The 12,274-nt window shown below is 61.8% G+C and carries 11 protein-coding genes and 2 rRNA genes; 10 read left to right on the top strand and 3 right to left on the bottom strand.

Annotated elements, in window-relative coordinates:
- Positions 1-106: ribosomal RNA gene (gene rrf / locus J3U95_RS27465) — 5S ribosomal RNA — on the top strand; the annotation flags it as partial.
- A gap of 174 nt (positions 107-280) precedes the next feature.
- On the top strand, positions 281-1,123 hold the full coding sequence (locus tag J3U95_RS27460; protein WP_208281661.1) for an alpha/beta fold hydrolase: 843 nt from the start codon (positions 281-283) through the stop codon (positions 1,121-1,123).
- Positions 1,124-1,127: 4 nt separating this feature from the next.
- On the opposite strand, the gene J3U95_RS27455 is transcribed toward J3U95_RS27460, so the two are convergent.
- Both J3U95_RS27455 and J3U95_RS27450 read right to left on the bottom strand, forming a co-directional pair.
- Entirely contained in the window at positions 1,128-1,376 is a 249-nt protein-coding gene (locus tag J3U95_RS27455) for a helix-turn-helix domain-containing protein (RefSeq protein ID WP_208281660.1), read from the bottom strand.
- On the bottom strand, positions 1,376-1,948 hold the full coding sequence (locus tag J3U95_RS27450) for a DUF2975 domain-containing protein (RefSeq protein WP_208281659.1): 573 nt from the start codon (positions 1,946-1,948) through the stop codon (positions 1,376-1,378). The genes J3U95_RS27455 and J3U95_RS27450 overlap by 1 nt, the downstream gene beginning before the upstream one ends.
- A 301-nt stretch (positions 1,949-2,249) precedes the next feature.
- Here J3U95_RS27450 and J3U95_RS27445 point away from each other — a divergent pair, with 301 nt between their 5' ends.
- The 7 genes from J3U95_RS27445 to J3U95_RS27415 all read left to right on the top strand — a co-directional run bounded on the left by J3U95_RS27445 (position 2,250) and on the right by J3U95_RS27415 (position 9,513).
- Positions 2,250-2,396 (top strand): hypothetical protein, encoded by a 147-nt coding sequence (locus J3U95_RS27445; RefSeq protein ID WP_208281658.1) that lies wholly within the window; start codon positions 2,250-2,252, stop codon positions 2,394-2,396.
- 79 nt (positions 2,397-2,475) lie between these two features.
- Positions 2,476-3,744 (top strand): hypothetical protein, encoded by a 1,269-nt coding sequence (locus J3U95_RS27440; protein ID WP_208281657.1) that lies wholly within the window; start codon positions 2,476-2,478, stop codon positions 3,742-3,744.
- 21 nt (positions 3,745-3,765) lie between these two features.
- Positions 3,766-4,716, top strand: coding sequence for a hypothetical protein (locus J3U95_RS27435; RefSeq protein ID WP_208281656.1), 951 nt, complete (start codon positions 3,766-3,768; stop codon positions 4,714-4,716).
- Between the two features lie 21 nt (positions 4,717-4,737).
- On the top strand, positions 4,738-5,835 hold the full coding sequence (locus J3U95_RS27430) for a lysophospholipid acyltransferase family protein (protein ID WP_208281655.1): 1,098 nt from the start codon (positions 4,738-4,740) through the stop codon (positions 5,833-5,835).
- A gap of 59 nt (positions 5,836-5,894) precedes the next feature.
- Positions 5,895-6,347, top strand: a complete 453-nt coding sequence (locus J3U95_RS27425; protein ID WP_208281654.1) for a hypothetical protein — start codon at positions 5,895-5,897, stop codon at positions 6,345-6,347.
- A gap of 161 nt (positions 6,348-6,508) precedes the next feature.
- Complete coding sequence (locus J3U95_RS27420; RefSeq protein WP_208281653.1) at positions 6,509-7,987, top strand: DUF2868 domain-containing protein; 1,479 nt, start codon at positions 6,509-6,511, stop codon at positions 7,985-7,987.
- Positions 7,984-9,513 carry a DUF3482 domain-containing protein gene (locus J3U95_RS27415; protein ID WP_208281652.1) on the top strand — a complete coding sequence of 510 codons (1,530 nt, stop codon included), beginning with the start codon at positions 7,984-7,986 and terminating at the stop codon, positions 9,511-9,513. The genes J3U95_RS27420 and J3U95_RS27415 overlap by 4 nt, the downstream gene beginning before the upstream one ends.
- Here J3U95_RS27415 and J3U95_RS27410 read toward each other — a convergent pair.
- A complete protein-coding gene (locus J3U95_RS27410) occupies positions 9,488-11,605 on the bottom strand; it encodes a TonB-dependent receptor family protein (protein WP_208281651.1) in 2,118 nt (705 codons plus the stop codon). The two genes, J3U95_RS27415 and J3U95_RS27410, sit on opposite strands and share 26 nt — an antisense overlap.
- Positions 11,606-12,182: 577 nt before the next feature.
- Between J3U95_RS27410 and J3U95_RS27405 the strand changes: the two genes are divergently transcribed.
- A 16S ribosomal RNA gene (locus J3U95_RS27405) occupies positions 12,183-12,274 on the top strand; the annotation flags it as partial.

Here is a 12,274-nt window from a genome sequence, read left to right as displayed (position 1 = left end):
ACCATAGCAAGTCGGTCCCACCCCTTCCCATCCCGAACAGGACCGTGAAACGACTTTGCGCCGATGATAGTGCTGCAACCAGTGTGAAAGTAGGTTATCGTCAGGCTAGTTATAAGAAAAACCTCACCATGTGATCATGGTGGGGTTTTTTGCTTTGCGGTCCAGATCGCCGTTTCTGCAGTCTGTCGGGCCAATATGCAGTCCAGCGCTTGCCCAGCAAGACGGACCGGATGTCGTGAAAGAATGGAATTCTCCAAACTCAGCGATTCCACCAACTCCCATGTCCTCCCAAGCGAAAACCGGTCGCAAAAACGTCCTTTCCATTTTCTTCCTGCTGGGCTGCCTGTCGATATCGGGATGGACATCCGCCGCTCCCGCCACTGCCAGCGTCGACATGATCGCTGGCCGACAGATCGAATCCCTGACCATCAAGAACCCGGATGCGCACGTCAGCATCATCTTCGAAAACGGCCTGCGAGCAACGGTGAGTGGATGGGACAAGGTCATCGATTCGCTGGCCCCGGATGCATCGATCTTCGCCTACAACCGTCCTGGCTACGGCAACAGCCAGGAAACGGGAACGGCGCGCGACGGCGGCACGATCGTCGAGGAACTCAGGCAATCCTTGAAGCACAAAGGCCTGGCGCCTCCATACATTCTCGTTGGCCACTCACTCGGCGGCCTGTATATGCAGCTGTTCGCAAAACGCTACCCGCAGGAAGTCAGCGGCCTCGTGCTGGTCGATCCACTATTGCCGGGTATCGTCAAGAAAACCGAGGATTTTCCCTTCTGGTCACGCGGCGCCAAGCGGCTGTTCTTCTCGAGCACAGTCAACAAGGAGATCGACGCCATTTACCAGACCAGTGAACAGGTGTTGTCGCTGGCACCGATCGACGATAAGCCGATCGTCATACTCATCAACAAACCAAAGGGTGCCACCGCTGTCGGCGTCGATTTCGGCGCCTTCAACAAGGACCAGAAGACCCGGGACCTCGTGAATGGCATGTATCCGAAAGCTAAACGGATCGTCGTCGACTCCGATCACCAGGTGCAGCGCCAGAACCCTGCCGAGGTCGTTGATGCGATCAGGACAATCATCGCCAAGCCGGTATCAGGAGAATAGCGGCTCAGGTGTCGGGAAGCTGGTCGACATCGTCATCTGCGAAGTCGCCGCCTTCCCGCCACTCGAGAATGTCACCAGGTTGGCATGCCAGCTTTTCGCAAATCTTCTCGAGCGTCGAAAAACGGATTCCTCTTACTTTTCCCGACTTCAGCAATGACAGATTCTGTTCCGTAATTCCAATATAACTGGCCAGCTCCTTGGACTTCAACTTGCGTTTGGCGAGCATCACGTCGAGGTTGATAATAATGGCCATCAGATAAAGCCCTCGTTCTCTTCACTTAAACGACGGCCTTCATGCATCACGCCGGCGATCAGGTAGAAGAGACTGCAAACAAGAATCAGCAGTAATTCGCTGGAGCTGACATCGATGGAGATCGGGTAGCTCCGGCCGTTCCCCAGCAGGTTGAACGCAAGATCTTGCAGCGGCTTCTCCAGGGTGAACAGCACGATTGCCAGGAGGATAGCCCCTGCCGAGGCGCGCAGACGCGCAATGGTATCGATCGCAAATATCTGACCCTGCTGGAAGCGGCTCAAGGTCTGGCCCAGCCGGATGAAGCCGAAGGTCAGCGCGCTGAGTCCGGGCACCCCTATCAGGACACCCATGATTTTCTGGGAAACGGATAACTCGCTTACCAAGCCCTCTCTCATCCCCTCAGGGTCAAGTTGAACATGCATTGGTCCAAGTTCTAATGGCATCGGAACTATCCAGGGAATCAGGAAAAATATGATTTGAATCGACAGGAAAACCAGTAAAAGCCAACGAATAACATTGCAAAGACGGAACAGCGGAGACAACTGCACTTGAGGAGATTTCGCCTTGTCCATGGATGCCTATCCCTTCGATTCAGCCGCAACAATTTTATTGATGTGGCAATTGTTATTGTACTTCAGCAAATTTACCTTGTGTTGCACCACTTTCACTAAGGAAAGCACTATTGAGCCCGATCTAACGATAATTCTTATCGTCAAACAGTAAGTTTTTACTGCTTGACAGCATTTTTCAAGCGTCGTAGACTTTATTTGTATTTACAATAGCCAACAGTTCCTAGCAAGATTGACAGGGCTGAGAGATGCACCGAATCGCCGAATTGTGACACTCAACTCATCATATCGATGGAGAAACAACATGCAAGCATCTGATCTCGCCGCCGAAGAATTTTCGATCGAAGTCCTGGAGAGCCGTTTCGAGATGGAGGCAATGATCGAACCACCGCCAGAGACGGACTGGAAGTCCACCTGTACCTATGCGGGCCTCTTCGGAAACTGGGAGTAGGGCGACCCTCACGCCACGAATTCGATGATCTCAATGCAAGCTCTGGTGTATCTACATCACGGAACTGGCCGGGCCCACCATGTCGAACTACGACACCTCGATCCCTTTATTAAAAGGGAACATCACCATCGTCGCCCAGGAGGATGCTGAAGGCGGCTCCAGGCAGCGGTATCTTTTGATGCTCGGTGACAGCTACTTTTTGATCTCGGTCAAAACCAGGGCATTGGTCCTCGCATTACTGCGTAGCCCAGGAACGCAGCAACAATTAGAAAGCAATTTCGCTGCGGAAGCTGGTGAGCGCATTCCCGCGACGACGCTCATCGCGCTCGCGAGGCAAACCTTGCCGCCGGTCCTGTTTTGTGACACGCCGCAGCCGCTGTCCACGAACCCGTTCATCGTCAGCGCGACCCTCATTTCTCCGCGACACGCCGCGCGCATGGCAGCCTCGCTTGCATGGCTGTTCAGGCCCCAATGCGCCTTGCCAGTCATTGCCCTGTTCGTCCTGGCTCACGCAATGGTCTTGCCTGATGCATTGCATGCCGTGCATGGCGTCTGGACAGTTCCGCAGACTTGCGTACTTGCCTTGCTGTTCCTGGCCAGCGGTCTGTTCCATGAATGCGGCCATATCGCTGCCTGCCGTTATTTTCGGTGCGCGCATGGCGGCATCGGAATCGGTCTCTACCTGGTTTTCCCGGTCTGGTACGCGGATGTGACCCACGCGTGGCGACTGAAGCGGCGCCAGCGCGCCGTGGTCGATCTCGGCGGCGTGTATTTTCAGGCGATCTTCCTCATCGCCGTCGATGTCTACGCCCTGGCCAGTGGCGATCCGGTGGCTTTCAAGCTCGCTTGGCTGATCACGTTTGCCATGCTGTTGACTCTCAATCCCGTGTTCAAATTCGACGGGTATTGGTTGCTGTCCGACCTGAGCGGTCTGCACAATCTCCACCGGCAGGTGCGGCAGTCCATCTCCATGTCGATCGCGCGCGCGATGCGTAAACAAATGGCGTCCAGGCCACCATTGCAAGCGACGATCCTGCATGCGTATCTGCTGTCAAGCGCATGTTATTTCCTCTATATCGGCCTGTTTCTTGGGCGCGAACTTGTATCGTCAGGAGTCTTTCTCGCGTCAATGACCGGCGCCGACTGGCAGAAGTCGATCCCCATGGGTCGCGTGGGCTGGGCCGAAGCCGCATCGGCGATAGGTCATGGTCTTGGAATATTGGTATGGCCGTTCATGATCATGTTAGCCAGCATGCTCTTTTTGAACCGGCTCCGTTTGGGAATGGGCGTGATCGTGTCCAGCATTCGCGAGGCCCGCACGCTGCCATCCCGTCGTCACTCTATCTAGGGGATTCCGATGTTTTCGAGTATGAACACGCTTGCCCGGCCTATCTCCCAGCACCAGGGCATGCAGATACCGACCAATAAACCGCCCGATACCGAGCAACTCATCCAGCAGACGGCGGCTGGAATGGCTTATTACCTCGGCTTGAGCGATGAGGACGCTACATTGCGCGCGCAAGCCGCATGCGAACGGCGTCAACGCCGACATGGCGGACAGCCGTTCAGCGATGGTCCGACGGTGCCTCCCGATCAAGCCACGAAACATATCCAGGCCGCGCTGAACAAGAATGGCTCGTGCCTGATGGCGTTGCCGTTCAGTGGAGCGGCGCTGGAACTTTTGCACGAGATCGCTACTCCAGGCGATTTGCCACTGATCCTGATCGAGAGTCCAGCGCTCGCCAAACTGTCCTGGATCATGGGTGCGACCATCGGTGACCTGCCGCGTTGCCAGATCCACGAAGTCATCAAGCACGTCAAGATCCAGGTCGCCCAACCCCAGGCAGTCGTCTACGTCAGCTTTCCCGAGCTGCATACCCTGTCGGCGGGAACGACCACAAGCACGAGTTTTCTCGGCAAGGCATGCCGGTTCTCGGTGCTCGACCCGTTGTTGTGCCGGTATGGTCTCAAGACCCTGCTCACCATCGGTTACTTCCCGGCCACCGCCGGCGTCGGCCCGGAACTGGTCAGCTGCGATGCGCCGGCCATCGGACCGGAGGGACACAGCCAGGCCATGACGACACTCTTGCGTTGGCTGCTGGGACACTTGCAAGTATCGGCCTCGGTCGCGCCCGACGATACGCTCTCGTGGCATCACCTGTATCGCGCAAGCGCGCATTGCTACCAGATCGAACGGCACAACCGGATCGAGCAGTTGGAAGCCTACTTCATGGCCTGGAAGCGGTCGCCTGGCGGCATGCCCGAGGCGCTTTCCCGCATGGCGGCCGCGCGCGTGGCCGCGCTGCGCAATGCAATATGAGTCCAGTGGAGGGATGACCAAATGGCTTACTTCCCAGAACTGGTCGTGCGCTGCAGAATCGCCGCCTCGCGCGCCCGCCTGCTGCTGTCGAGCGGCGAGGCCGCGGCGATGCTTGAAAAACGCGTTGACCATTCGATCCGCACGGTATTTCCCGACATTTCCGCAGCAGCGGCGCACGACCTGTATGTGCGCCATTGGGTGTCGATGCGCAAATTCGCACTCATCAAGCAGTATCTGACCTCGCTGCAGGCCGACGAGCTCAATACCTTCCTCGATCGTTATGTCCGGGTCGAGGGACGCGAGCATCTCGATGCCGTCGTGGAGAGCGACGCGCCAGTGATCTTCGTGACTCCTCATTACGGCAATTTTGCAGCAGGATGCCTGAAGCTGATCAAGGAGATCGGTCACCGTAAAACGATCAACGCCTTCTACAACCCGCCGTTGAAGAGCCGTGCTTCGCAAGGCTTCGAAGAGTTGTTCCATCGCCTTGGATACGGATATCACGCGCTGTTCAACGACGATACCGCGGTGCTGAAAGCGCTGCGGGTACTCAAGCGTGGCGAAGCGTTGACGATGATGCCGGACGTGTTCGACATCACCGGGCACGTGTTGTATGTGCCGTTCTTCGGTCGCCTGATCCCGGCCATGGCCGGCACGGCCCTGTTCGCAATCAAGAGCCGGGCCAACGTCATCGTCGGCTATAACTGCCCGGGCCCGGGACTGGCCTCCACCCTAAAGCTCGGCGCACCGATCTACTACGAGGCAACCGGCGACCTCGAGACCGATCTCCCGACGCTGACGGCTGCCATTTTCAGCGAATTGGAAAGGCAGATCCGGGCGGAGCCCGAGCACTGGATCTATCTGCCGAAAATGGGTGATCTGCTGGCCGACCGTCTTCCGGTGAATTCGACCGGGCATGCTGAATGGATGGGCAAGCTCGATCATGCCACCCGCCAGTTCGCCTCGGTGTTGCCGGAATGGCCGAACATCATGGATGAGCTCAAGTCGATACCGTTGGAAACCGCAGCCAATCAAGAGGATAGCTCGGCAATAAAGCCGCACAATGATCCCGGTAATGGTCAGGAGAGTCCTACAGTATGCCGACCACTTCTCCTATAGAGGCACTCACCCATGGGGCGCATGATGAAATTTCTTGTTCAGCAAAGCGGAGGATCGCGATGAAGTCGAAAGAGAAGGTCAAGGGCGGAGACAACCGTGCACGCGGTAGCGCAAAACCAAAAACCTTGATGGTTGCCGAGGGCAGCCTGCAGTCCAGGGCGCCCGGTTACGTCATGCCGGGCGGGCTCGACACGCCTTTCCCGAAGGGGAATACCGGATCCATGCAATCGGATTCGACCGGACGCGGCCAGCGCGCCGGCGCCGGTTCGCAGAGCGGCGGATGGAGCGCACGCCAGCAGGCCCAGCGCATGCAGGCACGGGGCGAGCAGGATCGCCTGGGCGAGTCGCGGCAATCCGGTCACGGCATGGAGGGGTACCAGCATGCCGGATCGCAGGAGTCGCCGACCGGCCCCGACAACTCGCGGCAGAGCGGCGTCGGCGCCGCCAACCAGCAACGGCAAGGCCGTCCTGACGAGCCTTCATCGCATTCCGGTAGCAAACGCAAAGGTTGACACACCAGGACCTCGACCGTCCACGAACACCACCGACCCGGGCCTTGCCCGGGTTTTTTCTTATCGGCGTAGGGCGTACGGTGAGTCAGCCCACTGCCAGCCTGCGTGAATCTGGTGCACAATGCCTCTAACGACATTGCCATTTCATCCATAGGAGAAGCATGAACGAACAGGTCGCACGCAACGTCGTGCTGGTGCGCTCGATCGAGTACGCCGATGTTGCCCACACGGTCCTGAGCGACGACGACCGCATGTACGCCACCCGCAGCGCGCGCGAGCTCGCTGCCTGGCAGGCGGCCGACAGCCATATGGCGGTCAACCAGCATCACTTCCTGCAGCAACGCGCGGAACAGATCCTCAAGCGCCTGGGCGAACGCACGCCGGCCTTCGGCGCCTTCGTCCGGCGCGCTCCCGGCATGAGCGGCATCTGGATTGCGCTGCCATTCCTGGCCTTCGTGCTCGGCGCCGCGCTCGACCGCATCGCCGATCCGCACCGTGTCGACCTGCTGTCGGCGCCGCTGCTGGCGATCGTCGGCTGGAACCTGCTCGTGTATCTCGGCCTGCTGGTCTGGGCCATCGTGCCCGCCGCGCGCCGGCGCAAGGGCGGCACGCCGCTGCTGCGCCGCCTGAGCGTCGGCAAGGCGGTCGCGCCGCGCAAGCTGCCCACCGCGCTGGCTGAAGGCGTCGCCCACTACCTGGCCGATTGGGCCGTGCTGAGCGAGCCGCTCACGCGCGCGCGCCTGGCCCGCACCTTCCACCTCGCGGCGGCCGGCTTCGCGCTCGGCGCCGTCGCCTCGCTGTATGCGCGCGGCCTGCTCACCCAATACGTCACCGGATGGGAAAGCACCTTCCTCGATGCGCAGCAGGTGCATACGCTGCTGTCATGGCTGTTCGCGCCGGCGCTGACGGTGTTCCCGTTCTTGCAGGGCTTCTCGCCCGCCGAGATCGAGCAGCTGCGCTTCGGCGGCGCCGCCGGCTTGCCGGTGGGCGAGCGCTGGGTCCACCTGTATGGCGCGACCTTGCTGCTGCTGGTGATTCTGCCGCGCCTGTTGCTTGCGCTGGTCGCGGGCATGCGTGCGCGCCACCTGAAGCGCAACTTTCCGATCGATCTCGACCAGCCTTATTACCGCAAGCTGGCCGACAGCATCGGCGCCGGCGCGCCGGCCGTGCTGCGCGTGATCCCCTACAGCTATACGCTCGATGAACCGCGCGACCGCGGCCTGTGGGCGATCGCCGCCGCGGCCCTCGGCGGCCAGACCCGGGTGCAGTTGCTGCCGCCGATCGGCTATGGCGTCGAGCTCAAGGACGCCTTGCGCGACACGACCCTGAAGGAGGCCGGCATCACGGTGACCACGGTGCTGTTCAGCCTTGCCGCCACGCCCGAAAAGGAAAACCATGGCGCGCTGCTCGACTACCTGGTCAAGCGGGTGCCGCGCGGCGTGGCCGTGCTGCTCGACGAGTCGCCGCTGCTCGAGCGCATCGGCGAACAGGTGGGCGGCGAGCGCGTCGCCGAACGCCATGCCCTGTGGCGCCAGTTCTGCAGCTTCCACGGCACCTCGGCTCATGTGGTCAATCTGCTCCAGCCCGACAAGCACCCGCTTGAACTGGGCGCGGGCCTCGCCTTGCCGGAGTTGCGATGATCACGCCCGCAAAAATCCAGTTCGCGCTGGTCTCGCACACCAATAACGGCAAGACCACGCTGGCGCGCACCCTGGTCGGGATGGACGTGGGCGAGATCCGCGACGCTGCCCACGTGACCCAGATCTCGGAAGGCTACCCGCTCCTGAGCACCGGGGAGGGCGACTCGCTCGTGCTGTGGGACACGCCGGGCTTCGGCGACTCGGTGCGCCTGCACAAGCGTCTCGCGCTGGCCGGCAATCCGATCGGCTGGTTCCTGCGCGAGGTGTTCGACCGCTACCGCGACCGTCCGTTCTGGCTCAGCCAGCAGGCGCTGCGCGCGGCCAGGGAAGAGGCGGACGTCGTGCTCTACCTGGTCAACTCGTCCGAATCGCCGCAGGATGCCGGCTACCTGCCGTCCGAGATGAAGATCCTCGAGTGGCTCGGCAAGCCCGTGGTCGTGCTGCTCAACCAGGTCGGCCCACCGCGTCCGGCGCACGAGGAACAGGCCGAACCCAAGCGCTGGAAGCAGCATCTGGCGCAGTACCAGGTGGTGAAGGAAGTGCTGCCGCTGGACGCCTTTGCGCGTTGCTGGGTGCATGAGCACGTGTTCTATGAATCGGTGGCGGGCCTGATCGACGAAGAGAAACGCCCCGCCTATGCGCGCCTGCTGGCCGCCTGGGCCGAGCGTAATCGCGTGCGCTATGCGAGCGCGCTGAACATGAGCGCCGAGCAGATCGCGGCGGCGGCGCGCGACAGCGAGCCGCTGGGTGAAGAGCGCCGTGGTGTGCTGCGCACGGCGCTGAAAGCGGTCGGCATCGGCAAGGATGAGCAGCGCCGCCAGGATCTCGCGATGGCGGCGCTGGTGCAGCGCCTGAACGACGGCATCAACCATGCGACCGCGCGCATGCTGTCGCTGTACCGCATCGATCCCGGACAGGCGGTGAACGTGAACGCGCGCGTGCGCGAGAACTTCGCGGTGCGCGCGCCGGTGGACAAGGCGCAGGCCGGGCTGCTCGGCGCGGTGGTGTCGGGGGCGGCGACCGGCCTGTCGGCGGATGCGATGGTGGGCGGACTCACCCTGGGCGCCGGCGCGCTGCTGGGCGCGATCGCCGGCGGCATCACGGCGGCCGGCGCGGCCTGGGGTTTCAACCAAGGGACGGACCGCAACCAGGCCAATGTGAAGTTCGCCAATCCTTTCCTGCAGACGCTGCTGACGGGCGCCGTGCTGCGCTACCTGGCTGTGGCGCACTTCGGACGGGGACGGGGCAATTATGTGGAGAGCGAGGCGCCGCCGTTCTGGCAGGCCGAGGCCGAGCAGGCGCTGAACGCCGTCGGCATCCATGGGGATCGCCTGTGGCAGGCGGTGCGCGAAGCGCCGGACCTGGGCGCCGCCACCAGGCTGGTCGAGGCGGTGCTGGTGCCGGCGGTGACGGCGACGCTCGAGCGCTTGTATCCCGACGTCGCGCTGCCGGGCGCGCCGGTGCAGGCAGCGCCGGCGCCGACATTGGACAAGGACGCGATTACTGGAACTGGTACTGCGCGCTGACGCCCAGGATCCAGTTGCGGCCGGGGGCCGCTTCGTAATAGCGGCGGTTGGTGTCGCCCACGATGACGGAGCCGACGTAGTCGCGGTCGAACAGGTTGTTCAGGCGCGCGAACTGGCGCAGTTTCCAACCGCCCAGCTGCTGGCTCGCCTGCACGCGGGCGTTGACGATCGCATAGCCAGGCGCCGGCGTGGCGCTGTTGGTGTCTTCCGCGTACACGCGGCTGTTGGCGATGGTCTCGAGCGCCGCGCCATAGCGGCCGGCTGCTTCCTTCCAGCCGAATTCGCCGTAGAAGCTGGTCTTCGGCAGGCCGGGCAGGCGGCTGCCTTTCGGCACCGCGCCAAAGGCTTCGTCATAGACCGCATGCAGCATGCTCAGGGCCAGGCGCGCATTCCAGCCGGCGCCGAGTTCGGCGTCCACCGACAGCTCGCCGCCCTGGCGCAGGGTAGCGCTGGCGTTGCGGTAGCTGGTGCGTCCGCCCGACGACGCGTCGACGACCAGCTCGTCCTTCGTCTTCACCTGGAATACCGCGGCGTTGACGCGCACGCCGCTGGCGACCATGGCTTTCACGCCCGCTTCCAGGTGCGTGCCGATCGCCGGTTCGAGCGCGAAGTTGAAGCCGCCGCCGGTGCCCGAATAAAACGATTCGTTCATGGTCGGCGTCTCGAAGCCGCGCGCCGCGCTGGCGTACACGTTCAGGGTCGGCGAGACTTTATACAGCACGCCCACCAGCGGCGTCGTGTGGCGGAAGTCGGTGCCGCCGCTGTCGTCGCCATTGGAGAGGAAGTTGTCCTTGACGTCGAAGTCCACGCGGCTGTGGCGCACGCCGCCGCTCAGCACCCAGCGGTCGCGCTCCCACTCGAGCTGCACGTATGGGTCGACGCTGGTCACCTCGTTCTGTTCGTCGCGCCGCAGGTTGCCCTTCACGCCGAATGTGTCGCCGACGAAGTTCTCGAAGCCCTGGCGCGCATCCTTCGAGCGCGCCAGTTCCAGGCCGGCCGTGGCGCGCATGGTGCCGCCGGCGACCTGGCGCACCGCGCGCCAGTTGGCGTCGATGCCGTAGAAGTCGCGGTCGAAGTCGATCACGCCGCCCGAGTGGCTGCTTGGTGCCTGGAAGCCGCGCGAGAACGACTGGTACTGGATGACGCGGCGGTTGCCGCCGTAGGCGGTCACTTGCAGGCGGTCGGCGCCGAACGTCTGTTCATAGGTCGCGCCGAACTGCTGGTGGTCGATGCTCTTGCGCGTGTCGTAGCGATCGGCCAGCGTGCGCTGGGGCGTCTGCGTATCGGTGGTGTCGATCTCGCCCGCGCGCGGGTCGCGCTGATAGGTGGCCCAGGTGGCGCCGAGCGGATCTTGCGTATCGTCCTGGCGCAGGCCGCTCGCGGTCAGCACCAGGCGGCTGGTCGGCGAGGGTTCGACGACCAGCTTGGCGTAGGCCTGCTTGCGCGTCGCCGCGCTGTGGTCGCGGTAGCCGTCGGTTTCGAAGCGCGAGGCATCGAGCAGGTAGCCGATGCCGCCGCTGCGGCCGGATGCATTGGTGTCGAACTTGCGCTGGCCGTAGCTACCGCCGGTGAAGCTGGCTTCGACCGTGGGCGTATCGGTCGGCTCGCGTGTGAAGAGCTGGACCACGCCGCCGGAGTGGTTGCCATACAGGGCGGACATGGGGCCGCGCAGCACTTCGATGCGGTCGGCGAGATCCAGGTTGAAGGTCGCGGCCTGGCCCTGGCCATCGGGCATGGTGGCCGGGATGCCGTCCGCTACCAGGCGCACACCGCGCACGCCGAAGGCGGAGCGGGTGCCGAAGCCGCGCGAAGAGATCTGCAGGTCTTGCGCATAGTTCTCGCGGTTGCGCACCACGACGCCCGGTACGGCGACCAGGGCTTCGGACGCGTTGACGCGTAGCTGGGTGTCGCCGATCTGCGCCGCATCGACCACGTCGACCGAGGCCGGCAGGTCGAAACTCGTGTGTTCGGCGCGGGTGCCGCTCACCACGACCACGTTCATCGGGTCGCGAATCTCTTCGGCGACGACTGCCAGGGGCCAGCAGACGCAAACGGCGGCGATCGCCGTACGGCGCAAGACGGTGTGCTTCATTCTTTCTCCATGAGTGCGTAGCAAGCGCGAGAGGGTAGGGGTCTTGCCAATCAGCCAAGGAATATACCTTGCAAAGGAGTATTACGTGCGCACGGAAACTGTCCGGCAAACACCTGACTGACTGAAATGGCTAAAACATGTTTCGATCGGGGTCTTGCGGAACCCTGTCGAGGTTTGCTATAGTTCGCCTCCGCTTCGGCACCGATCGAAAAATGTTAACGTAATCAAGTGGTTACGGTAGCAAGGTCGGCAGAGAAATCTGAGACGAAGCGAAATGAGGGGTTGACGAAAAACGAAAAACACTTCATACTCTCTTTCCTCTGCTGCTGACGAACACAACGATTCGAAGCAACAGCAGGTGATGCAGTACCGAATAAAGTTCTTTAAAAATTAACAGTCGATAAGTGTGGGTGTTTGATGAAGGTGCCAGCTGACTTGTTCAGCTGCATACTTAAAATATCAAATGTTCGCACAAAGTATTAAACGTTGCTTCAGCAATGAAGTGACGGTCAGTATTTTGAGTGAGCGACTCGGCTAGCAATAGCCGATGACTCGAAAGAGTCAACAAACAGAGATTGAACTGAAGAGTTTGATCCTGGCTCAGATTGAACGCTGGCGGCATGCTTTACACATGCAAGTCGAACGGTAACAGGGAGCTTGCTCCGCTGA

Source organism: Massilia oculi, assembly GCF_017582745.1.
GTDB classification, from domain to species: domain Bacteria; phylum Pseudomonadota; class Gammaproteobacteria; order Burkholderiales; family Burkholderiaceae_D; genus Telluria; species Telluria oculi_A.
The sequence above is the reverse complement of the archived record's forward strand: the minus strand, read 5'-3'. Positions and strand labels throughout refer to the sequence as shown.